Source organism: Paramylibacter kogurei (assembly GCF_002742285.1).
GTDB lineage: Bacteria > Pseudomonadota > Alphaproteobacteria > Rhodobacterales > Rhodobacteraceae > Amylibacter > Amylibacter kogurei.
Window position 1 is genome coordinate 770,233 of record NZ_MDGM01000012.1, and the last position, 24,220, is coordinate 794,452.

Sequence of the window (24,220 nt, forward strand, 5' to 3'; positions counted from 1 at the left end):
TGCGCTACTTATTGTGCGCACTATCCTTTTTTGATCATTGGTTTGACCTGTTTCAACAGGTCATGTGGAGATTATCATGAGCGGACGCTATGCGGCACTCAGCATTCTTGCCTTAGGAGCTGGATTGGCTGGGGGAATTTATACAGAACGATTTCACTTGAACCCAACAGATATGGCCGAAAATTCGGGCCCGGAAATTTTATACTGGGTTGCACCCATGGATGCGAACTTTCGTCGGGATGAACCTGGTCAATCCCCTATGGGCATGGATTTAATCCCGGTTTATGCGGGTCAAGAGAGTTCAGAAGACCCGTCTACGGTCACTTTGTCAGCGGCTGAGATTAACGCAATTGGCGTGCGAACTGCCGTAGCGCAGATAAGCGATATTTCCGAAACCATCGAGACCGTAGGCTTCGTCGGGTATGACGAACACCTGACTAGTCATGTTCACACTCGCGTTGAGGGATGGATTGAAGAATTGACGGTTCGTGCGGTCGGGGACCGTGTTCTGGAAGGTGACATATTATTCGAGATGTTTTCCACGGTTATAGGATCCGCAAGCGCCGAACACGTCCGCATTATGAAGGAAGGTAATCGACGCCTGCTGGAAATTTCGCGTAATAAGTTGCGCAGTCACGGTATGTCGGATCGGCAGATTGAAGAAATCGAAGCGACGGGGACTACGGCACGCAACTTGCAGGTTTACGCCCCCCAAGACGGTGTTGTTATCGCTCTTGAAGCCGCAGACGGCATGTACCTGCAGCCCAACACGCGGGCGGTTTCGCTGACAGACCTGTCCACTGTTTGGCTGATCGTGGATGTGTTCGAGCGTGATATTGCCCGTATGACCGATGACATGACGGCATTTGTCCGTTTTGAGCATTTAAATGGGCAAATCTTTAAAGGCCAGGTCGACTACATCTATCCAGAGTTAGATGCCGCGACGCGTACTCTCCCAGTTCGCCTACGCGTTAACAATTCCAAAAGGCTTTTGAAGCCTAATATGTTTGGCAATGTCTCACTCGTACCCAATAAAACCCGTCAAGCGTTGACGGTTCCAACCGAGGCAATCATCCGAACAGGTGGAGCTGAACGTGTTATTCTTAAAACCGGTGAAGGCACGTTCGCACCGCGACTGGTGACAACTGGCTTGCGCGATAACTTTGGTGGTGGCGGGCGAACGGAAATTGTTCAAGGTCTAGCGCCAGGCGAAGAAGTTGTAGCATCCGCTCAATTCCTAATCGACAGTGAAAGTGCGTTGAGCGCAGGTGTGATGCGGATGGCACCTACGGGTGCGGAACCTGCACGAGGCGCAGGTGAATTGCTCGCATTCGATCCGCAGACTCGCGTGGCAACAATTCGACATGGAGATCTGGCAAGTGTTGGCTGGCCTGCAATGGATACAGATTTTGCTGTAAAAGCAGACATTCCCGTTGGCCGATTAACGGCAGGTCAGCAAGTCAAGTTTGAGGTGATCCGTGGCGCAGATGGTTTGCTCTACATAAATGAAATCGCTCCGGATGACGGCATTGCGGCGACAGGTGTGGGAGTTGTCGAGGCCGTGACCGCTGACGGTAAACTCACAATGAGCCACGACCCAATTCCAGAACTTGGCTGGCCTGCAATGGTTATGGACATGCCAGTGTCCAACCTTGATGTGGTTGAGGTGCCACTCGGTACACAAATGGAGTTCGATTTGGCTGAAAACGCCGATGGTATGTTTGTCATCGTGGGGGTGAGGCCTGTTGATGAAAGTGCCGAGATCCAAGAGAATATGGACGAACGTGATCTTATCTTAGAAATGGCGGCAGAATCTTTCGTCGTCGCCGGCACTATTGATGCGATAGACTCAGATGCTAGACGGGCGACCATTACACACGGCATGATAAAAGAAACGGGCATGCCAAGCATGACGATGGATTTCGATCTTTTGGATACCGTTGATATTGCAGAATTACCCATCGGAACGGAAATGACCCTCACTTTTGAGCGCCCAGACGGAATGACGATGGTTTTGGCAGCCGTAGATACAGCTGCGCCGCCCATCGAAGTTTCAGGAACGATCAATGAAGTGGATCCGTCCAGCGGTACGGCAAATATAACACATGGACCGATGACGGATATTGGCATGCCCGGAATGACTATGGACTTTGAACTGTCGCCGTCAGTGGAAGCCAGTTCATTGCCTTTGGGCGAAGAACTGACGCTGCTGATGACCCGTAATCCTGATTTTTCCATGAGGCTAGTAGGCGTCATAACAACAGAGCAGGTGAGCCAATGATCCCCGCCCTTATACGCGCATCTATCAAGAACCGGTTTATGGTTCTGGCGTTGTCCATGATGTTAGCCATAGCGGGGGGCTGGGCGATCAGGTCTACACCTGTTGATGCCATCCCTGACCTGTCAGATGTGCAAGTCATCATTAAAACGCCTTTTGCGGGACAGGCGCCGCAAGTGGTTGAGGACCAAGTTACTTACCCCATCACTACCGCAATGCTTGCGGTTCCGGGTGCCACTGACGTGCGCGGTTTTTCATTCTTTGGGGACAGTTACGTTTATGTCGTTTTTGAAGACGGTACTGATCTCTACTGGGCTAGAACACGAGTTTTAGAGTATTTAGGCCAGATCACAGCCAACCTTCCAGAAGGTGTCTCTCCTCAACTAGGTCCAGATGCGACGGGAGTCGGTTGGATTTACCAATACGCATTGATTGATCGCACCGGAAATCATGATCTTTCTGAACTGCGCACTTTGCAGGATTGGTTTCTGAAATACGAACTCCAGACCGTCGAAGGCGTTTCCGAGGTTGCCACGATCGGGGGTATGGTCAAGCAATACCAGGTTGTCGTGGACCCAAACAAGCTGCGCGCGTTTGATCTTACGCTTGGGCAAATTCGTAACTCGATACAGGGCGCAAACCGAGAAACTGGAGGCAGCGTCATCGAGATGGGCGAGGCAGAATTCATGGTTCGATCGACAGGATATGTTGACGAGTTATCGGATCTGGCCAGTGCCCCATTAATCGTCAACGACCGAGGTGCTGCGATTACTTTGGAAGACGTCGCCGAAATCCGGCTTGGGCCAGAGTTGCGGCGCGGTGTTGGTGAATTTGACGGTGAAGGCGACGCAGTAGGTGGTGTTGTGATCTTGCGGTGGGGCGGAAATGCACTTACCACGATTCAAGCTGTCGAAGCACGGATCGAAGAATTGCGGTTAAACCTGCCTGCAGGTGTTGAATTAATCACTACCTACAATCGGGCTGGTGTAATTGAGCGTGCGATTGAAAACCTCGAGAAGAAACTGACCGAAGAATTCATTGTCGTTGTGTTGGTCTGTGCCGCGTTCCTGCTGCATATCCGCTCATCTCTCGTGATTATTTTATCTCTACCCCTTGGTATTTTTGCCGCCTTCATCATCATGAAGTTTCAGGGTGTGAACGCGAATATCATGTCCTTGGGCGGTATCGCGATCGCTATCGGGGCCATGGTAGATGCCGCTATCGTCATGATCGAAGCGATGCACAGGCGGATCGAAAAGGAACCGCTGACATCGCAAAACCGTTGGCGGATAGTAACTGAATGCTGTGAAGAAGTAGGTCCAGCGCTATTTTTTGCACTAGCGATAATCGCGGTCAGCTTTTTCCCTGTGTTCGTGCTTGAAAGTCAAGAAGGCCGGCTCTTTAAGCCGCTAGCTTTTACAAAGACATATGCAATGGCAGCTGCTTCTATCCTTGCTGTGACGTTGGTGCCGGTGCTGATGGGATATTTTGTGCGCGGGCGTATCATGCCGGAGCGTAAGAACCCGTTGAACCGATTGGTAATCTGGGCTTACCGCCCATTTCTGGATGCAGCCGTCGCGTGGCCTTGGGCTACAACGATGCTCGCTGTAGGTCTGGTGGTTTCGATGGCGTGGCCCTTGCAACGCGTTGGGACAGAGTTCATGCCAGAGCTGAATGAGGGTGATTTTCTCTACATGCCCTCGCTGTATCCGGGTGTTTCCATAGGCAAGGCGCGCGAGGTTTTACAGCAATCGGACCGTTTGATCGCGACCGTACCCGAGGTTCTAACTGTGCATGGAAAACTTGGCCGCGCCGGAACCGCGACGGATCCCGCACCACTTACAATGATCGAAACGACCGTGCAACTGCGCCCCGAAAGTGAATGGCGCGAAGGCATGACGATGGAGCGCATCCGAGAAGAACTTGACCGTATTGTGCAAATCCCCGGTGTTACAAATGTATGGATCCAGCCAATTAAGAACCGCATCGATATGCTTGCCACCGGGATTAAGACACCCGTAGGCGTGAAAATTTCAGGAGCAGACCTGAATGTTATTGAAGCAATCGGCATCGAGATCGAACAGGTCGTCGGGGGCATTGATGGGACAGCATCGGCCTATGCTGAACGTCCTGTTGGTGGCCGTTTCATCGAAATCAACGTCGATAGGGACATTGCCGCCCGCTACATGATGAGTGTGCGAGACGTTCAAGATGTCGTTCAGACTGCAATCGGTGGCATGCAAGTCTCCGAAAGTGTTGAGGGTCTTGAGCGGTTTCCGATCAATCTGAGGTATCCGCAGGAATGGCGCAATAGCCCCGAACGATTGCGCGATTTACCAGTTGTGACGCCATCGGGCGCTCATGTCCCACTTGGAACCCTAGCGGAAATTCTGATCGTTGATGGCCCTGCGATGATCAGATCGGAAAATGCCCGTCGCACAGGATTTGTGTTTATCGACATCTCAGGTCGCGATCTGGGGGGGTATGTGAGTGAAGCCCGAGAACTTGTGGCTGAAATGGTGAACCTGCCACCGGGTTATTCGATTACGTGGTCGGGTCAGTATGAATATATCGAACGGATGCAGAACCGGCTTAAGCTTGTTGCACCTGCAACTCTTCTGATTATCACACTTATGCTATTCATGGCCTTCAGTCGCGTCACCGAAGTGGCGATCATCCTTGCGGCACTACCCGTGGCGCTTGCGGGTGGCGTGTGGCTGATATGGTATCTGAATTTCGATATCTCGGTCGCTGTTCTGGTAGGTTTCATCGCCCTTGCGGGCGTCGCCGTTGAAACGGCGATTGTGATGCTCCTCTATCTCAATTTGGCTTGGGAAAAACGCAAGACAAGCGCCATGCAAGAGCAACGGGAGTTGACAGCATTAGATGTCGAACAAGTCGTTTTTGAAGGCGCGTTGTTACGTGTACGACCGAAAATTATGACGGTGGCAACGATCTTTGCAGGCCTCATTCCAATCATGTACGGTCACGGTACAGGGTCCGAAATCATGCAGCGGATCGCAGCCCCTATGGTCGGCGGCATGGCAACGGCAACGTTGCTAACCCTACTTGTGATCCCGTCCATTTTTGTGATCTGGAAACGCTTTGCGCTGTCTCGGGTGAATCATGAACTGGCGACGGAATACAGGGGCAGGCCAGCTTCCATCCCCAATGCGGTTCCAGGCGAATGATCGTCGGACACGAATGGATGAAAGTTTATTGCAAGGTCATTTCGCTGCAGGTGCGCTAATGTCGGGTGCAGCGCACCGTTCAACAAGCGGTTGTTTTTGGATGGCTGTGCAGATTGAGAAACAGGCTGCCTTTTAATTTAGGTCACTTGGATAAATTCAAAAGGCCAGTTTGCTTCGTATGCCGATACGCCTTCGTTTGCCGCACATTCCCGCACTGCAGGAGAAATACGTTCTGCTACGAGCACGCCATCAAGGCGACCATGTGCGAAATCATCCCGCTTTCCTAGAGCTAACAGGTGTTCCGAGACCTGATGCACTGCAGCAATGTTGGCTTCGGCGCGTTTAAGTTCGATAATTAGCCGGTCGCCACTAGCTCGGTTCCGCGCTAAAATATCAATTCGCCGCGAGGTTAATCCGCCATCGACAGGAAATTCATCTTGGACAACGTCATAACGATGACCCCATGGCGTTTGTTTCCAATTCGATAGAATTTGACGCTGATTTTAGTCAAGCAAGCACTTTCGACGCTGAGCCGGTTGTTAACTCAAATTGTTAATGACTGATATGGATATTCCTGCTTTTTCTATTTGCTATTCAGAATGATGATGCTCTCCTGCAAACAAAAAACTTCCCCAATTCTCCATCATATCACGTCTTTGTTCCAATAAATCAGTGCGATGATACGCGGATTCTGTTTCGCTCTTGATGGCATGTGCAAGTGCCCGTTCGGCGAGGTCGCGGGCATAACCATTTTCAGAGGCCCAATCGCGAAAGCTTGAGCGAAATCCATGAACTGTGGCAAAGCGCTGGGCAGTATCACTTGCGATTTTTGCATCACGCAATATTTTGCTCAGCGTCATGTCACTGAGAGGGCTACGCCCTGATTTCGAAAATACCCAAGGGCCTTCGTGTGCAAAGGGCTTGCGATGCTTTAGTAGATTGAGCGCGGGTGCCGATAATGGAACATTATGCGGTTTGCCCGTTTTGGTGCGATGTGCAGGGATCGACCAAACATTATTTGGTAGATCAATTTCATCCCATGTTGCACCGCGCACTTCTCCTGATCGCGCTGCAGTCAAAATGAGAAACAGTAATGCCTGTTTCCCGCAAGTCATATTGTCAGCTTGGAACAGTTGTTTTGCTGCGCTGGGCAGATCCCGCCACGCAACTGCTGGGAAATGTTGAACACGGTCACGTTTTTTTGGTTGTTTTGGAAGCAGAGCACTCACAGATGACACAGGATTATGTTCGATATACCCCTGCGCGATGCACCAAAGCATCACACGTTCGCAGCGCTGTTTTAATCGACTGGCTGTTTCTGGTTTCGTGAGCCAGATCGGGCGGAGCGCATCTGCAAAATCAGCAATTCTTAATTGATCAACGGTAACATTTCCTATCTTTGGAATGGCATAGCTACGTAACGTGTTTATCCATTGCTGCTTGTGCTTGTTGTTTTTAAAGGCTGGAGAAATATCCGCAAAAACCTTTTCACAAGCTGTCGCGAAGGTCGGAATATTATTCTCTTGCTCTTGAATGCGTGCATCGCGTGCGCGCTGATCAATAGGATCTATGCCATCTTCGATGAGTGCCTTATATTGAAGGGCTTTGGCCCGCGCTTGTGCAATACTGATATGAGGATAGGTACCCAAACCCATATCGCGTCGCTTACGCGTTTCTGGTGAGACAAACCGCAAGGTGAACTTAGCTTTTCCATTTTGAGAAGAGGGTTCAAAGCGCAAACCAGGTACGCCACCAACACTCACAGGTTTATCACCGGTTTTGCATTTTCGTGCTTTTGTATCAGTTAACAACTCTTTCTCAGCCCCACATCCAGCCCCACATTTATTCTGTGATTTGTTGATATTGATTGCGATGGAATGAAGCAAGAAAAATTAATTATGTGTTAAAATTCATTTAATAACAAATGTTTAGTGCGCGAGTATGATGTTTCATGCAACATGACTTTAGCGGACTGTCTCTCCGCCACCATACCCTTTTCATCAGTTTTGAATCATGGTTTGGCAATTTGTCCGGTGCGGTTTTTGTTCGACAATGATTGAATAAAAACTACAATTTTGGGAATGCCACCAAAAGGATCGTTTCATGAAACCCCAAACACCTCGTTTTGCCCCACCCAAAGATGCGGATAAACGACGCAAAATTTCGCCTGTTATTTGCTATCCGCCAAATGCGTGTATTGAGGCTGATCATGGTGCAATTGCAGATTTACGCAACGAGGCAAAACATATCAAAACTGTAACGGTGCCCGCGCGTGATGCCGCTTGTGTGGATGTGCCAGCGGGTGCGTTTTTCCGTATTTTATCGGTGCAGGGACCACAGGTTGGGGATTTAAACCTTTGGAATAAAGTGGATTTACAAGAAAAGTTTTATTCTGGCAAAACCCGCGCATTGCATGGCACACATTTATCCACGGGTAATCGCATGTGGTCAAGTTTTCCCAACCTGCGCCCGATGGCGACTATTGTTGACGATACGCTGGATTGGTATGGGTTTGATGAATTTGGCGGGTCTGTTCATGATGTGATTGGAACGCGATGTGATCCTTATACGGGGCGGCTTTTGTCGGGTGGGAATTATCACAATTGTTGTCATTCAAACCTGACCCGTGCATTGGCACAGCATTGCGAATTATCATTCATGGATGCGGAAAAACACGTGCATGATGTGTTGAACGTGTTCATGTGCACGGGATTTACACGTGACACAGGGCAATATTTTATGAAAGCAAGCCCCGTGCGCCCCGGTGATTATCTGGAATTTTATGCAGAAATTGATTTGATTGTTGGCCTGTCTGCATGCCCGGGTGGGGATTGTGGACAGGAACATACATCAGATGTTGCGCAATGTTATCCGCTTGAAATCGAAATTTATGATCCTGGTGCTCAAGCACGCGCAATGCATAAAACCCCACCAAAATCAGCATATGATCAAAGCCATGGACAAGGATAATCTTGGGCTAGCTGGGACAAATAAGAATTGCACGAAAATCGTTTACATTGGTTAATGTGGGGCCGGTGATAATCTGACCACCCACTTTGGCAAAAAAGCCATGTGCGTTGTTGTTTGCAAGCGCCAATTTGGGGTCCATTTTATGCTTTGATGCATATGCCAATGTTTCGGGCCCTGCATAGGCACCGGCAACTTCTGCAGCGCCATCAACACCATCGGTATCCGCGGCGATAACGTGGATGTTGGGATGCCCGTTTAATGTGATTGCTGTCGCAAGCACGAATTCCGCATTTGGCCCCCCGATACCATCACCACGACGTGTGACCGTGCATTCCCCCCCAGACAAAAGAATGAGGGGTTTGCCAGTTTTATTGACATGGGATTGCAATGACATTGCCATTTTTGCCTGTGATTGGCCAATGTTGCGTGCTTCGCCTTCGATTGCATCGCCCAGTTCGCGGATTTCGCAATTTGCATCAGTTGCGATGCGCGCGGCCTCTGATAACGACATGGATGGTGCGGCAACAATTTGGTTTTTGGTTGTTTGTAGCTTGGGATGATCAGGTGCAATCACTTGGGACGATTTTGCAATCGCACGGCGCAAATGATCGGACAGTTTGATGTTATAGCGATCCAAAATATCAAACGCATCTTGCGCGGTACTGGTATCACCAACTGTTGGGCCAGATGCAATCATGGCAGGGTCGTCGCCCGGCACATCGGAAATCATCAATGTCAACAATTGCGCGGGATAACAAGCCGCGGCCAATTGGCCGCCTTTAACGCGGCTGAGGTGTTTGCGCACGATATTCATGTCACCAATTGGTGCACCAGATGAAAGAAGCTTTTGATTTAACTCTATTTTATCATTTAACGACACGCCATCAATCGGCGCACATAACAAGGCCGAACCGCCCCCAGAAATGAGTGCTAGAACCAAATCATTTGGCCCAAGTGACGACACACGTTCAATCATGTGCCGCGTGGCCGTTTCGCCAGCGGCATCTGGTACGGGATGTGCGGCCTCGACAATTTCGATCCCTTCACATTCACGCGCATAGCCATATCGCGTGATCACCAATCCTTCACATGGGCCATAGTGTTTTTCAACGGCCTCGGCCATGCGCGCACTGGCCTTGCCAGCGCCAATAACAACCAAACGTCCCTTTGGGCGGGGTGGCAGGTATGGTGCCACAACGCGCAATGGGTCGGCCACGCGCACAGCAGATAGAAAAAGAGATGTCAGAAATTGACGAGGGTCAGTAATGGGGTAAGGCATGGTACGTCGTTATTCCAACCAGTTTTTATAATCGCTGACCAACAGGTGTTTAGGTGCGACGTCTTCATCAATTTTGGCAAAACGCCCAATTGGTTCGCGAAAAACATTGTCTGTTTCATCATCATTCACGGTGGATACCTCGCCAACCAAAACATCGCCACCTTCGCCCCAAAATGCGTGCCAATCACCGGGCATCAAAGTTACGCTTTCACCTGGGGCAAGTTTGAGTTTTTCACCAGCTGCAAATTCTCTTTTGATCCCATCGCAATACACCCGTCCACCGCTGGTTTCATCAAAATTCCCTTGGTCATCGGATCCAAATAATTCTATCACCAACGTCGCGCCGCCGCGATTGATGATATCTTCTGCCTTAATAATATGGGTATGCATCGGACTTAGCTGATCTTGGCGAGAGATGAGGAGTTTTTCCGCATAACACATGCCACCACCGCGTTGTAAATCTGCAAGGCGCCCGTTGCGCAGCGTGAACAAGAACAATCCCATTTTATCAAAATCACCTGCGCCATAATCGGTGATGTCCCACCCACAACGCGCATTGATGACGTTGTTGGCGATATCCTTGCGCTGCCGAAATTCATCGGGTGTCCAATATGCAAAGGGCGGAAGAACAAACCCAAAGGAACGGATCATATCATCAGCCGATAAAAGGATATCATTTATACGTGAACGTTTCATGGTAAGCCTTTGTTTATTCTGCATAAGGTGTATGTGCTAGCGAGCGCAATTTTTTTTGAATTTCAGGCGCAATCATGCACCAAACTATTTTATAATGACAGCCGGAATATATCTCTTGATCAAGGTGCTAGTGGCATCTTTAACAGGGCATCATGCAGCGATGTTATATATTCAGGTTTAAACGGATCGAGATGATCGCAATTCAATGCTGTGACCTGATGTTGTGGAAATTGACTGCGCCAATCTGGTCCTTTGATTTGGGGAATTTGATAAATATCGACTGTTGGACCAGATGCGCAATAGATGAGATCAACAGCATTTGAATATTCCCCTTGTTTAAACGCCCATTCCAACAGGATAAGCCGTGAAGGGGCGCGTTTAATTTCATCAAATCGTTTTGCCAATTCCACCGCGATCATTCCGCCCTGACATACGCCCATAATGGCAAAGTTTTGATCACGTAAAATGCCCTGCATTTGTGTGAAATAATGATCGATTAATGCATCATAAGCGGCGCCTGAATAATTGCGCGAAACTTCGACCAGTGATCGCATGGCATAAACGGGTTGATCCTGTCCCATTTGTTTTGCGAGTGCTTCAAATTCGTCTTTGGCCTGACAAATCAAAAATAGGGGCGGTTTGCACCCTTTGGTATTTGCGCCGATGATTAAGCTGTCTGGGTGGGTGCGCTCGCCTGACCATGCGCCAAAGTACAGTGCGATTTTTCGGCGCAACGCCGCTGGATCATTGTTTATGTCAGCGTCTGACATATTCGCGTTACGCTTGGTTGCGTTTTCCAAACAGCGTGCCAAATTGCGCAACGTTGGTTTTTTATAAAACGCTGGCAAATTTATCCGACAGTTGTACTGCTGTTCCACCGCCCCAACCAATTTCGCACAGGTTAATGAATCACCCCCAACGGCAAACAGGTTTGTTTGCCCATCGGGTGGGGTGGTCATGTTGAACGTGCTTTGCCATTTGGTGATGAGCCAAGGATCAATTTCATCTGTTGATGGTTTGCGGCTAAGCGTTTGATAGGAGTGCGGAATCCACCGTTTGTTTTGGTGATCTGACAATAAACGTTGCCGCAAAAGTTTACCCGATGGGCCAAATGGGAATTCGGATTGGGCAATCAAATACAGATGCGCAATGGCAATACCGGTGCGTTCTGCCACGATTTGTTTGACGATCTGGCAAAGCTGTTCTGTTTTATAGGGGCCAAGTTTTGGCGTGGCGATAAAAACCACGAGCGTATCAGTTGCGCTCTTGTCATCGCGTGCACTTACAGCGGCGACATACGGTGGGGAAATCGGATCAATTTGGCCGATTATTTTTTCAATATGTTCAAGTGCAACGTTTTTACCATTTGAAATAATCGTATTCTTTTCCCGCCCGATGACGGTGATTTGGCCGTTATGCCAAACTCCCAGATCACCTGTGCGAAACCATCCATCATGTGTAATTGCATCGCCGCTGGCGGCTGGATCGTTATAATACCCGCTAAATAGCTTGCGCGGTGCATGAACCTCTATCCGTCCTGATTGACCGTTCGCCACGCGATTGCCATCGTGATCTGTGATACGCACGGAAACGCCCGGACGGCAGGGGCCGCTTGTGACATCTGTTTGGGCAAAAAACTCTGTTTGGGATTGGGCGGGGGCCTGACAGATTAATCCGACCTCTGTCATGCCATACCCAATCCCGATGGCTGGGTTTTTGGCACCACATTTTGCCAAAACTTGCGTCATTTCCCGCACAACCGTTGGAACCGTCATTTCCGCACCAAAACCAAGCGTTTTGACATGTGACAGGTCAAAAATCGCACCAGTGTTGTGAAATTCCGTGATAACACGCGCAGCGAAACTGCTTGAAAGGCTGATCAGTGGGATTTTGAACTGTTCGATGATGCGCAACCCCGACAGCGGCTGCGCGGCAAAATGATCGGGTTGTAAATACACCATTTGCGGCGTGTTCGGTAATATGAGCGTGCTGAGTGATAGTCCATCAAAGGGTTGCATTGTTAATGATGCATCTAAAACGGGTGCACGTTTTTGTGTTGGATAGCGATGAAACAAGGTGGGTTCATCCACCACAACCAATTTTTGTCGTGCCGTTGTGCCCGAAGTTTTAAACAAAAACTTAACGGGTTTGCGCGTAATCGGCGCTGGCGCTGTTTCGCGTGTCGATAACAATTCGCCCAAATCAACGATGCGCTGGTTTGGTAATTTATCCATTAACCCATCAAGCGGAATGGACGTGACGATCATTGGTTCAGATAATCGCACCGCCCAATCGGCAACAACATCCACCACTTGTCCGCGTGCAAGAGTGGCTTGGTTGATATGAACGGGCAAAATATGCACCCCACCAATGCGCATCGCTGCCCAAATGGTTGGGATCAGTTCAAACAGGCTGGTGCAAACCACACAGATTGTATCATTGGGTGTTACACCACGCGCGACGAACCCCGCATGAATACGCAGGCTGGCATGGTGCAAATCATCAACGCTGTTGGAAATTTGATCGCCGCGTGCGTTAATCTCGGTGTATTTTGCTTGTGGGTGAGTGGCGATAAAACCTTGGATCAACGCGAATAGATCGGGATGATTTGCATTCACATATGGTTGGAAATCAAACACGTGCATCCGTCATGGAAAACGCGCGAACAACGTCATAGGCATCTGATAAAATCTGTGCGGCCAATGGGGACATATCTCCATCCGCTTTGATCACGTCATAACCATCAAAAAATCGTTTGCTATTTTTGTTGATTGATTGGGTTAATTCATCGGATGTGATTGCATCCAATGGATTGCTTTTTAACAACATATGATTGAATTCTGCCATGCGCGCACAAACGATTGTTGCGTGGTATATGCCATCCATCGGGCGTGGATCGCTGCGCAATGGCGAGCTGTAATTTTGATCCAGTGGATTAAACACCAACGGGTTATCAAAGCTTAGCCCAAACAGGCGGGCATGGGTCGTTTCATGCACCAGAAAATTCACCACTGATAACAGGGTTTGATGGGCATCAATATTGACGAATGTAGCGCCCCAAGTCATCAAGGACGTGACGCTACCAAAACCAGCGATTTTGGGGTCTTTGGTTTTGCTTGATCCACAGATTAAATTGAAACAACCGTTGATTTCATCCCAAAGCTTCGCATCAGTTGATTTAATGATTTCAAATGCTTGATGCAGATGGGATGTAAAATTTTCAAAATCCGCATCGCTGGGTGGGATCATAGGTGATTGGCCAACTTCGGAAAACAAAAGCGGGGGGAACAAATCGTAATTTGCACCAAGCGCGGTTTTGTTAAATGGGCAAATCGACAACCCATCACCACCGGATGTATTTCGCATCGCATCCCAATGGTTTAGGATTTGACCCGTCGAACCATTTTGCGCCGCAATCACAAGATTAAAATAATGTGCAAACATGCTGGCGGGTTGGCGGGTGGTTTTGATCCGTTCCACCATTTCGCCAATTTCATCATCCGATTGATTGATTAATTCGGAAAATGTTTGCGCAATATGAACAAGGCTTTGCGCGAGGTTGGCGCGCAAAGCCGTATCAATTTCATCTGGGTGTTGAGCCCCGTCGAATATTTTCATCTGAATTGTTCAGGAAATTTGATCGGATCAATCAGATTTCGACTTGGCCGCGTTTGGAAAATAACCGACCAAGTTCAGCAACGCTTTCTTGTTGGGGTTCATTTTCGACAACCCCACGTTTGGAAAACAGACGGCCCAGATCACCATCGGTTTGTTTGTCATCTGTCGCATTCGATGCGTGAAGTTTGTTGAACTGACTAAAACCGAATAATTTACCTGTGTCTAATTTTGACTGTGCCATAAGCTGTCTCCTTGTATGTATGTGTGGATGCTGACATCAAACTTGGAACCGGTCAACATTTGTTAACCAATTGTTCGACCTTTTTTGAAACGCATCCGTCAGAATAGGGCAGGGTTCCAACGTTTCAAAAAATAAATTCAAAAAAATTGAATTTGTTGCGACGGAAAAATCCCGACGTTTCGTTGAACCTTTGGTTGCACCATTTATCAGCCAAGGAAATGAAAGCGCATAAATTTTGCACAGAAGGGGAAAGCGGAAAGTAATCTGGTTTCCAAATTTTTGCTCTTGGTTTTTGGGTTGATACGATTTTGATACGTCTTGCTGGCCAGCAGGGAATAAAATGAAAGGCAAAATGCCGTGAAGAATTTATTGGTTATGTCCACAACGCTCGTCATTTTAATGGGCGCTTATGTTGCATCATTTGGGATACCCGCGCCACTTGCGCCAATTATCGGAATGGATGAAGCCGATCAGCAAGCATCACAACAACAAGATGGCCCACGCAGGGGTGGTGGTCGTAACAGCGCAACCAGCGTTGTGATGAATGCGTTGGAAACAGAAAGCTATACGATTGTTTTGCGCACCATCGGGAGCGCAGTTTCAAAACGCAACGCAACCGTGATCACCAGTGAAACGGGCGAAGTGGTTGAAACCAATCTGCGAGCGAATGCCTTTGTCGAAAAAGGTGACGTGTTGGTGCGATTGGATGATCAAACCCAAGTTTTACAATATGACATCGCATTAGCAGAGCTAAAACAAGCGCAAGACACGGTAGAGCGGTATGAAAATCTGCGCCAATCTGGCAATTCCACCATTACCCAAGTCACCATGTCAGAGGCAATATTGGCACAACAACTTGCCGAGGCAAACGCAGGCTTGGCCAAAATCGCGGTCGAGGATCGCACAATCAAAGCGCCGATTTCTGGGCGCCTTGGGTTAAGCGATATTGATCTTGGCGATGTGTTATCAACCAATGACGTGGTTGTTGAAATTGACGATTCAACCACATTGTTGGCTGAATTTGAGGTCCCTGAGCGATCCATCGGTCTGTTGGTTGAAGGGAAAACCGTTCTGGTTGGCACGCCAAGTTTTGCTGGCCGCACGTTCGAGGGCAAAATTGTCGCCTTTGATAGCCGTCTTGATACCGTCACACGCAGCGCCACCGTGCAAGCAGAGGTCGATAATTCCGATGGGATGTTATGGTCCGGGATGACGCTGGGTGTGCGCATGTTAGAGGAAACAGATCCTTTACCTGTGTTGCCAGCAACTGCAATTACTTGGAACCGCGACGGCTCAGGAATTTGGGTGGTAGATGGCGATGGTAAGACCATTCGAAAACCCGCAACAATTCGATATCGCGATGGCGATCGGGTGTGGGTTGATACGGATGTTACTGTTGGTACATCTGTGGTGGTAGAGGGCGCGGCCAAGCTACGCGATGGTGCAAATGTGGTTGATGTTGCTGCACAATCTGTTGGTGGAGCACGTTCATGAGCATTGAGAAAGTGCTTCACAAAGCAGGCTTTGCCGATACATTTGTCGCGCGTCCCATTTTTGGGATTGTTTTAAATCTGTTAATCATCATTGCAGGGCTGGCGGCATTGTCCAGTGTGGACGTGCGCGAAATGCCCGATGTGGATCAGCCTGTCTTATCCATTCGCACCACTTATGATGGTGCCGTTCCCACAACCGTTGACACAGAAGTCACCCAAGTTTTGGAAGATGCGCTCAGCGCATTAGAAGGTTTATCATATATTGAATCAACCTCTAGCTCTGGTTCGAGCCGTATGACAATTGATCTATCTGATGGCACAGATATTGATATTGCTGCGAACGAGGCACGTGAAATTGTTTCGGACACTTTGCGTCAGTTGCCCGATGATATTGACGATCCAACTGTGAGCAAAAGTGATTCAAATTCCGATGCGATTATTCGGCTTGCGTTGATGGGTGATGCAACATTTGACACATTGACCCAAATCGCAGAAGGCCCAGTTTATGAACGCCTGTCCCTGATCGACGGGATCGCAGAGGTCACAGTGCGCGGCAATCGATCAAACGAATTTCGCGTCACACTTGATATGCTGTCTTTGGCGAGCAGAGGATTAACAGTATTTGATGTGACCACGGCATTGGAAGCCTTGCGCGACGATACGGCGTTGGGGGAATTGGAAACTCAATCACAAACGCTTGCGCTTCGGGTTGGGAATGAAACCGTTACCGTTGATATGATTAAACAAATTCCGATTAATGACACCACACAAGTGTCTGATGTCGCATTGGTTCAATTCATGCCCGAAGATCGCGATGTATTTGCGCGGGTGAATGGGCAAACGGCCATTGGGTTGGATATTACGCGCCAATCTGCGGGCAATACGCTTGAAATTTCACGCGCGGTGAATGTTGCGGTGGATGAATTGCGCGCCAATCTGCCCGAGGGTGTTCAGCTCATCATTGCATCAGATGATGGTATTTTCATCGAAGGATCGGTGAACGAGGTCACAAAATCAATCTTGCTTGCTACTGGAATTGTGATTGCGGTGATCTTTCTGTTTTTACGATCTGTTCGCGCCACGTTTATTCCTGCGGTGACAATTCCAGTCGCACTTATCGGGACGGTTGCGGCGATCTGGCTGACAGGGTTTTCGATTAACACGATTAGTTTGTTGGCACTGGTACTGGCCACGGGGATGGTTGTGGATGATGCAATCGTTGTGATTGAAAATATCGTGCGCAAACGAAAGGCAGGCATGGGTGCCTTTGCGGCGGCGGCTGCCGGTACGAACGAGGTGTTCTTTGCCGTGATTTCCACCACTGCAACATTGGCCGCTGTGTTCATTCCAATTTCATTTTTGCCTGGTCAGGCAGGGGGCGTTTTCTCTGAATTTGGTTTTGTTCTGGCATTTGCCGTGACGCTATCTTCGCTTACGGCATTGACCTTGGCACCTGTATTGTCTGCCTTGCTTGATCCCGGCAAACCAAATGGCAATTCAAACAAACCGTCCAAAATTGTGGCGCAACTTTCGCATGGGTTCGATACGGTGATGGATTGGGCAATCCGCACGCCGGTGTTTATTTTGGGAATTGCTGCCGCATTTGCGATGATCGCACTTGGCGCTGCATCAAATTTGCCATCAACCGTTACCCCATCCGAAGATCGCGGTTTCTTTTTGGTTCAGGCACGCGGCGCATCCGATACCACGGTGGAATATTTGGACACACAAGTGAGCCTTGTTGAAGAAATTCTCTCTCCTTACCAAGAAGCTGGCGATATTGCAGCGGTTCAAAGCATTATCGGCGTTGGGGGTGGAACAAATGCCTTTATCATTGTGCGCCTACCAGATTGGAGCGAACGCGATTTTACTCAACAAGAGCTTGTCGCAAAAATTAGCGGTCAATTGTCCAGTGTGCCCGGTGTTCAGGTCAGCGCACGTTCGACAAATAGCTTGAACATTCGTGGCGCAGGGCGCGGGCTTAGCTTTGCCATTACTGGTACAAATATCGAAAATATGACTGAGGCCGCCGATGCCTTGGTGGTGGCGATGTCACAAGATCAAACATTTTTGAACCCGCAACTGTCCAATGACAGTGTACAAGCACAGCTAGAGGTCACAGTCGATGACGCCGCCGCCAATGCAATGGGGTTAAGTGCTGCCGAAGTGACCAGCACCATTAGCGCATTGGTACAAGGTGAAATCGCTGTGAGTGTGTTTGAAAATGACACCGAGATTGACGTGAATGTTGTGCCCGGTGGCCCGCCCATTGATGATCCATCTGATATTGCATCTGTGTCGTTGCGTCTTGATGATGGTGGCTATGTTCCACTGTCGGCGGTGGCATCAATGGACACAATCGTAAGCCAAGCACAGATCGAACGCCAAGGTGGTGCGCTATCGGTTGCGATTCAGGCAAACCTTGGCCAAGGCATTGATTTATCCGCATCTATGGATCGCATCCAAGAAATCGCCCAAGAGGTGTTGCCCGATGATATGAATATCATTTTCACGGGCGAGGCGGCGACATTAAACGATAGTGAATCGGGGATTTACACTGTTTTTGCCGTGGCATTGATTGTCGTGCTGTTGGTTTTGGCCGCCCAATTCGAAAGCTTTTCAAGCGCGGTGGTTATCATTTTAACCGTGCCATTTGGTATCGCCGCGGCATTGCTTGCGATTTCAATTTCGGGTGGTTCGTTGAATTATTATAGCCAAATCGGGCTGGTGATGTTGATCGGTGTGATGGCCAAAAACGGAATTTTGATCGTTGAATTCGCAAATCAACTGCGCGAGGCAGGCGAAGATATCGACACCGCCATTCGCAACGCATTGCGGTTGCGCATTCGCCCCGTGATGATGACCATGGTGTCCACCGTTTTTGGTGGGCTGCCATTGATCCTTACCTCTGGTGCGGGTGCCGAGGCACGCGTTGCCGTGGGCTGGGTAATTGTTGGCGGGCTTGGATTTGCCACGGTGTTCACATTGTTTCTGACACCAATTTTTTACCGCTGGATCGCGGTTTGGGGCGGTGCGCCGGGTGCGGCGGCAAAACGTTTGCAGGTGGAAACAGGACAATTATCACAACAGGGGTAGGGTGTGTTTTACGTGTCATTGATTTGCCCCGCTAATCATTTGGACAGGTTGTTGATGAACCAGTGATGTCATTTCATTTGTTTTGATATACAAGTGTCATCATGATCGATTTCAACAACCATTTCCCCCCGATGAACGCACGCACACACGAAGTGTGCGGCGCATCCGCGTTATTCTTTGCCTTTTCGCTTGCAGCGCGTTTGGGCGGAACAACCATTTGGGTGCGTGAATCTTGGCGTTCAGAACAAATTAATCCATCTGGTTTCGCGCAATATTTTGACCCACAAAACCTGTTGGTGGCGCAGGCCAAAAATCAAACAGATGTTTTGGCCGTTGGCGAAGAATCCTTGCGCGGAAAATCGGTGTCTTTGGTGGTGATAGAACTGGATCAGGATATTTCGTTAACACAGGGGCGACGGTTGCAATTGGCGGCGCAGGCGGGGAATACAACAGGGCTTTGTCTTATTCCTGACGGTATGGGCAGTAATGCCGCCCAAACGCGGTGGCGCTGTTCGCCAATTTTTGATGAAACGGGGGGTGTTGCGGACTCGACTCTTCAAAATTGGAGTATTATTAAGAACAAATCAGGAACATTGACAGCATGGAATGTGAATTGGGATGCAAAAACGCGTCGTATCAATGTGGTTTCCCCGACTGCCCAGCGATAGGGTTCTACGCGTACGTCCATTTGAAACACATTCTGAAACGCCGTTTGTTTTAACCCAAAATCAACAAAATACGCAGCGCGTGTATTGTTTAAACAGGGCTGCGGAAAAACAGGGGCTTTATCGTGGTATGGGGTTTTCCGATGCACGATCATATTGCCCCGAATTACAAAGCCAACCCGCCAATACCAATGCAGATTCACAATTTTTACATGTCTTGGCGCGTTGGGGGAAACGCTATTGCCCTTGGGTTGGGGTGGATGGTGATGATGGGCTGTTGTTTAACGTCAGCGGATCAACACATTTATTTGGCGGCGAACAGGGGATGCTGGTTGATATGCGCCAGCGTTTGGCACGTGCGCAGATTAACGCGCGTATCGGTATTGGCGATACACGGGGGGCTGCTTGGGCACTGGCGCATTATGGCGATGATGCAACCGTGTCTGATGTGGGCGAAATTGCAAATCTTCCTATTGCGGCGCTGCGCGTTGATGCCAAAACGGACATGTCATTACAGCGCGTAGGATTGCGCAAAATATCCGATCTTTTGACATTGCCTCGCGCCAGCGTTGCACGCCGATTTGGTGGGGATGTGTTGTTACGTCTTGATCAAACATTGGGCCAGCAACCAGAACAAATTTCCCCATTGCAAGACGCCCCGCATTACGGGGTGCGTATGACATTTCCCGATCCCATTGGTCTGTATGATGATGTGATGGCGGGAACGGCGCGTTTATTGGATCGCCTCTGCGCAAAATTAAAGGCACAGGAAATGGGCGCGCGGGTGTTGCAATTAACCCTGCGCCGTGTGGACAAGGGTAATCAACAGGTGGAATTGCGTCTGGCCGCGCCATTGCGTGATCACACCCGGATATTGCCGCTGTTTGAACGTGGCGTGCACGATGTTGATGCGGGGTTTGGTATTGATCAATTGCGCCTTGCTGCTGTGCATGTTGAACCATTGCCGAATGAACAAATCACCCCCAGTAGCGCGAAACCCCGCGATGGGTTGGATGATTTGATCACGCGACTTGGCAATCGCATTGGGTTGGAAAATATCCAACGCTTTCACCCCGCTGATAGCCATATACCAGAACGCAGTTTCCAAATTTCCCCTGCCGCATATAGCGATGCATCGGGGAATTGGGTTGCGCTGCGTCCACGCCCGTTGCGATTATTTCCCCCTGAAACAATTCGTTTTACGGGGCAGATCACATCACGCCCTCCCATGCAATTTCACTGGCGGAAAATGTTTTTTAGCATTGCCCGTGCAACCGGCCCTGAACGTATTGCGCCAGAGTGGTGGTTGCCCGATGATAATTGGCGTTCTGGTTTGCGCGACTATTGGCGGATTGAAACACGTCAGGGGCGGCGGCTGTGGCTGTTTTTTACACCACAAAACCCCAATTGGTTTGCACAAGGGGAATTTGCATGATCGCGCTTAATCCATCCCTGTCATCTGGTTATGCGGAATTATGTGCGACATCAAATTTCACATTTTTACGTGGGGCATCTCATCCAGAAGAGTTGATCATTCGCGCCGCTGAATTGGGGCTAAAGGCATTGGCGATTACGGATCGTAATTCACTGGCGGGTGTGGTGCGGGCGTTTTCGGCACGCAAGGAATTGCGCCGTGAACTTGGTGAAAATGCACCGTTGCCAAAATTGATTATCGGTGTGCGATTGGTGTTGCGTAACAGCACAACACATTGGATTGCATTGCCCCAAGATCGCGCCGCATATGCGCGCCTGACGCGGTTATTGACCTTGGGCAAACGGCGCGCGCCCAAGGGTGAATGTTATCTTGATCTGTTGGATTTACAGGCGGGCTGTGCGGGGATGAACCTGATTGCATTACCACAGGGTAAATTGCGCGACAGCAGGGGGGATATTGCGACATTGCGCAAATCATATCCCGCACATGTATTTGTGGGCGCGGCACCGCGATATGATGGTAGCGATCAGCAATATTTTGATGCCTGTGCCACGCTTGCGCATCGTACCGCCGCCCCGATGGTGGCCTTGGGCGATGTTTTGATGCACCACGCCAAACGGCGCCAGTTGGCGGATGTTTTAACCTGTATGCGCAATCACATCACGATTGATGATATTGGCACGCGTGCATTGCCAAATGCCGAGCGGCGGTTAAAGGGCGAGGCGGATATGTTGCGCCTGTTTGCTCGCCACCCCGCCGCATTGCGCCGCACGGTAGAGATTGCGGATAAATCGCATTTTTGTCTGAGCGAGCTGAGCTATGAATATCCCGATGAAATTGCGGGGGGCGAAGACCCACAAAACCGATTGGCGCGGCTGGCAAAAGATGGTTTGAAACGCCGCTATCCCAAGGGTGCGCCCGCCAGTGCCATTGCGCAAATGGACAAGGAATTGGCGCTGGTGAAAGCGTTGAAATTCCCCGCATATTTTTTAACCGTGCATGATATTGTTACCTTTGCGCGTGATCAGGGAATTTTATGCCAAGGGCGCGGATCAGCGGCAAATTCGATCCTGTGCTATCTGTTGGGGATCACGGATGTAAGCCCCGAAATTATCACAATGGTGGTGGAACGGTTTGTATCCGAACATCGCGGTGAACCACCCGATATTGATGTGGATTTTGAACACGAACGCCGCGAAGAGGTGATCCAACATATCTATGCCAAATATGGTCGCCACCGCGCAGGATTATGCGCAACCGTGATCCATTTTCGATCACGCGCCGCCATTCGCGAAGTAGGCAAGGTGATGGGGTTATCCCAAGATGTGACGGCCAATCTGTCTGGGCAAATTTGGGGGATGTCAAATGGTGGTGCTGATCCTGAACGGGTCAAGGAGCTAGGGCTGGATATGACCAATCCGCGTCTTGCGCAAACCATAAGGCTAATTGGTGAAATTATCGGATTTCCGCGCCATCTGAGCCAACATGTCGGGGGATTTATTATCACCAAGGGGCGGCTTGATGAACTTTGCCCCATTGAAAATGCCGCGATGGAGGATCGCACAATTATCGAATGGGACAAGGATGACATTGATGCGCTGGGGATATTAAAGGTGGATATCCTGTCATTGGGCATGCTGACCTGTATTCGCAAAAGCTTTGATTTAATTGAAAATTTTTCGGGCGAGCGATTGTCTATCGCATCGGTGCCTCAGGCGGATAAACCTACCTTTGATATGCTCTGTGTGGCCGATGCGATTGGCGTGTTTCAGGTGGAAAGCCGTGCACAGATGAATTTTTTGCCGCGCATGAAACCGCGCGCATTTTATGATCTGGTGATCGAGGTGGCGATCGTGCGCCCAGGGCCCATTCAGGGGGGGATGGTGCATCCCTATATTAATCGCCGCCAAGGAAAAGAACCGGTTAGTTTCCCATCCAAGGAATTGGAACGCGTGCTGGGCAAAACCCTTGGTGTGCCGTTGTTTCAGGAACAAGCGATGCAAATCGCCGTTGTCGCGGCGGGGTTTTCCCCATCAGAGGCGGATAAACTGCGCCGATCCATGGCCACGTTTCGCCGGATGGGCACCATCGGGCAATTGCGCGATAAGTTCATTACGGGCATGTTGAAACGCGGGTATGACCAAGAATTTGCACAAAGCTGTTTTTCCCAAATCGAAGGGTTCGGTGAATATGGTTTCCCAGAAAGCCACGCCGCCGCATTTGCCATGCTGGCCTATGTTTCTGCGTGGTTGAAATGCCATCACCCAGCGGCATTTGCCTGTGCGTTGCTTAATTCACAGCCCATGGGGTTTTATGCCCCCGCCCAAATCGTGCGCGATGCGCGTGAACATCAGGTTGAAATTCGCCCAATTAGCGTGAACACAAGTGAATGGGATAACACATTGGAAAAACGTGCGGATGGCACGCTTGCCTTGCGGCTTGGCTTTCGCCAGATCAAAGGGTTTCGCCAAGAGGATGCCGCATGGATTGTTGCCGCACGTGGCAATGGCTATCCTGATCCTGAATCGGTTTGGTTGCGTGCGGGTGTCGGTGCGACGGTGTTGGAACGCTTGGCCGAGGCGGATGCCTATGGTGATATGGGGCTAGGGCGGCGCGATGCGCTTTGGGCGGTCAAGGCGATCAAAGGGCAATCTCCATTGCCATTATTCAGCGATCAAATCGACGGAGAAGGCATTCGCGAGCCACAGGTCAATTTACCCGTGATGCATTTGGGCGAAGAGGTGGTCGAAGATTACGTCGCCATGCGGCTTTCGCTCAAGGCACATCCAATGGAATTGCTCCGCCCCAATATTGTGGGGCTAACAACGCATGCGGATCTGGTCACAACACAATCGCGCCGCGTGAATGTGTGTGGCTTGGTCATTACGCGCCAACGCCCGGGCACGGCATCAGGGGTGATTTTTCTAACACTCGAAGATGAAACAGGGGTTTCAAATGTGGTGGTGTGGCCGAAAATTTACAAACAATTTCGCCGCGCTGTGATGGGCGGGCGGTTGTTGCGCGTCACGGGCCATGTGCAACGCGAGGGTATTGTTGTACATCTGATCGCCCAAACAGTGGAAGATGTTTCGCATCATTTGTCTGATCTTGGTCATCCGATGGATGATGCGGTTGGTGTTACCCAACCCCAAGCCGATGATGCCCCACGCCGCCCGCGCAACCAACCCCGCGCCATGCATCCACGTGACCAAGCCAAACGATTATTCCCAAGCCGTGATTTTCACTAGCAGATGCAAT

General features: G+C 49.7%; 15 protein-coding genes. 8 read left to right on the forward strand and 7 right to left on the reverse strand.

Annotated elements, in window-relative coordinates; all coding sequences use genetic code 11:
- Positions 1–76 precede the first annotated feature (76 nt).
- Positions 77–2,281, forward strand: a complete 2,205-nt coding sequence (locus BFP76_RS09280; RefSeq protein ID WP_099593018.1) for an efflux RND transporter periplasmic adaptor subunit — start codon at positions 77–79, stop codon at positions 2,279–2,281.
- On the forward strand, positions 2,278–5,469 hold the full coding sequence (locus tag BFP76_RS09285; RefSeq protein ID WP_099593019.1) for an efflux RND transporter permease subunit: 3,192 nt from the start codon (positions 2,278–2,280) through the stop codon (positions 5,467–5,469). Before BFP76_RS09280 ends, BFP76_RS09285 begins: the two co-directional genes overlap by 4 nt.
- Positions 5,470–5,606: 137 nt before the next feature.
- Here the strand turns inward: BFP76_RS09285 and BFP76_RS14840 are convergent, their stop codons facing one another.
- The gene (locus tag BFP76_RS14840) at positions 5,607–5,960 is read right to left on the reverse strand and encodes an endonuclease NucS domain-containing protein (RefSeq protein WP_099593021.1); all 354 of its coding nucleotides are present in this window, start codon (positions 5,958–5,960) and stop codon (positions 5,607–5,609) included.
- Positions 5,961–6,059: 99 nt separating this feature from the next.
- Entirely contained in the window at positions 6,060–7,355 is a 1,296-nt protein-coding gene (locus BFP76_RS09295; RefSeq protein ID WP_205661398.1) for a tyrosine-type recombinase/integrase, read from the reverse strand.
- A 217-nt stretch (positions 7,356–7,572) separates the two neighbouring features.
- On the opposite strand from BFP76_RS09295, the gene BFP76_RS09300 reads away from it, so the two are divergent.
- Positions 7,573–8,439: an urea carboxylase-associated family protein gene (locus BFP76_RS09300; protein ID WP_099593023.1), complete on the forward strand. Its 867-nt coding sequence runs from the start codon at positions 7,573–7,575 to the stop codon at positions 8,437–8,439.
- Positions 8,440–8,446: 7 nt separating this feature from the next.
- Here BFP76_RS09300 and BFP76_RS09305 read toward each other — a convergent pair whose 3' ends face one another.
- The 5 genes from BFP76_RS09305 to BFP76_RS09325 all read right to left on the reverse strand — a co-directional run bounded on the left by BFP76_RS09305 (position 8,447) and on the right by BFP76_RS09325 (position 14,273).
- Positions 8,447–9,718: a glycerate kinase type-2 family protein gene (locus BFP76_RS09305; RefSeq protein WP_099593025.1), complete on the reverse strand. Its 1,272-nt coding sequence runs from the start codon at positions 9,716–9,718 to the stop codon at positions 8,447–8,449.
- A gap of 9 nt (positions 9,719–9,727) precedes the next feature.
- Positions 9,728–10,414: a D-lyxose/D-mannose family sugar isomerase gene (locus BFP76_RS09310; protein ID WP_099593027.1), complete on the reverse strand. Its 687-nt coding sequence runs from the start codon at positions 10,412–10,414 to the stop codon at positions 9,728–9,730.
- Between the two features lie 119 nt (positions 10,415–10,533).
- Complete coding sequence (locus BFP76_RS09315) at positions 10,534–13,053, reverse strand: AMP-binding protein (RefSeq protein WP_165775696.1); 2,520 nt, start codon at positions 13,051–13,053, stop codon at positions 10,534–10,536.
- Positions 13,046–14,032: an aKG-HExxH-type peptide beta-hydroxylase gene (locus tag BFP76_RS09320; protein ID WP_099593030.1), complete on the reverse strand. Its 987-nt coding sequence runs from the start codon at positions 14,030–14,032 to the stop codon at positions 13,046–13,048. The genes BFP76_RS09315 and BFP76_RS09320 overlap by 8 nt, the downstream gene beginning before the upstream one ends.
- A gap of 31 nt (positions 14,033–14,063) precedes the next feature.
- Complete coding sequence (locus tag BFP76_RS09325; protein ID WP_099593032.1) at positions 14,064–14,273, reverse strand: hypothetical protein; 210 nt, start codon at positions 14,271–14,273, stop codon at positions 14,064–14,066.
- Between the two features lie 357 nt (positions 14,274–14,630).
- Between BFP76_RS09325 and BFP76_RS09335 the strand changes: the two genes are divergently transcribed.
- The 5 genes from BFP76_RS09335 (at position 14,631) to BFP76_RS09355 (ending at position 24,210) form a co-directional block, all read left to right on the forward strand.
- Positions 14,631–15,767 (forward strand): efflux RND transporter periplasmic adaptor subunit, encoded by a 1,137-nt coding sequence (locus BFP76_RS09335; protein ID WP_240514016.1) that lies wholly within the window; start codon positions 14,631–14,633, stop codon positions 15,765–15,767.
- On the forward strand, positions 15,764–18,862 hold the full coding sequence (locus BFP76_RS09340; protein ID WP_099593039.1) for an efflux RND transporter permease subunit: 3,099 nt from the start codon (positions 15,764–15,766) through the stop codon (positions 18,860–18,862). Before BFP76_RS09335 ends, BFP76_RS09340 begins: the two co-directional genes overlap by 4 nt.
- 101 nt (positions 18,863–18,963) lie before the next feature.
- Positions 18,964–19,530, forward strand: coding sequence for an ImuA family protein (locus tag BFP76_RS09345; protein ID WP_099593040.1), 567 nt, complete (start codon positions 18,964–18,966; stop codon positions 19,528–19,530).
- Complete coding sequence (locus tag BFP76_RS09350) at positions 19,481–20,962, forward strand: Y-family DNA polymerase (protein WP_240514017.1); 1,482 nt, start codon at positions 19,481–19,483, stop codon at positions 20,960–20,962. The genes BFP76_RS09345 and BFP76_RS09350 overlap by 50 nt, the downstream gene beginning before the upstream one ends.
- Complete coding sequence (locus tag BFP76_RS09355) at positions 20,959–24,210, forward strand: error-prone DNA polymerase (protein WP_099593044.1); 3,252 nt, start codon at positions 20,959–20,961, stop codon at positions 24,208–24,210. The genes BFP76_RS09350 and BFP76_RS09355 overlap by 4 nt, the downstream gene beginning before the upstream one ends.
- Positions 24,211–24,220 lie beyond the last annotated feature (10 nt).

Excerpts from the sequence above, each read along its gene's own strand:
- BFP76_RS09280 (WP_099593018.1), top strand. The coding sequence starts at position 77 with ATGAGCGGACGCTATGCGGCACTCAGCATTCTTGCCTTAGGAGCTGGA.
- BFP76_RS09285 (WP_099593019.1), top strand. The coding sequence starts at position 2,278 with ATGATCCCCGCCCTTATACGCGCATCTATCAAGAACCGGTTTATGGTT.
- BFP76_RS09300 (WP_099593023.1), top strand. The coding sequence starts at position 7,573 with ATGAAACCCCAAACACCTCGTTTTGCCCCACCCAAAGATGCGGATAAA.
- BFP76_RS09305 (WP_099593025.1), bottom strand. The coding sequence starts at position 9,718 with ATGCCTTACCCCATTACTGACCCTCGTCAATTTCTGACATCTCTTTTT.
- BFP76_RS09310 (WP_099593027.1), bottom strand. The coding sequence starts at position 10,414 with ATGAAACGTTCACGTATAAATGATATCCTTTTATCGGCTGATGATATG.
- BFP76_RS09320 (WP_099593030.1), bottom strand. The coding sequence starts at position 14,032 with ATGAAAATATTCGACGGGGCTCAACACCCAGATGAAATTGATACGGCT.
- BFP76_RS09325 (WP_099593032.1), bottom strand. The coding sequence starts at position 14,273 with ATGGCACAGTCAAAATTAGACACAGGTAAATTATTCGGTTTTAGTCAG.
- BFP76_RS09340 (WP_099593039.1), top strand. The coding sequence starts at position 15,764 with ATGAGCATTGAGAAAGTGCTTCACAAAGCAGGCTTTGCCGATACATTT.
- BFP76_RS09345 (WP_099593040.1), top strand. The coding sequence starts at position 18,964 with ATGATCGATTTCAACAACCATTTCCCCCCGATGAACGCACGCACACAC.
- BFP76_RS09350 (WP_240514017.1), top strand. The coding sequence starts at position 19,481 with ATGCAAAAACGCGTCGTATCAATGTGGTTTCCCCGACTGCCCAGCGAT.
- BFP76_RS09355 (WP_099593044.1), top strand. The coding sequence starts at position 20,959 with ATGATCGCGCTTAATCCATCCCTGTCATCTGGTTATGCGGAATTATGT.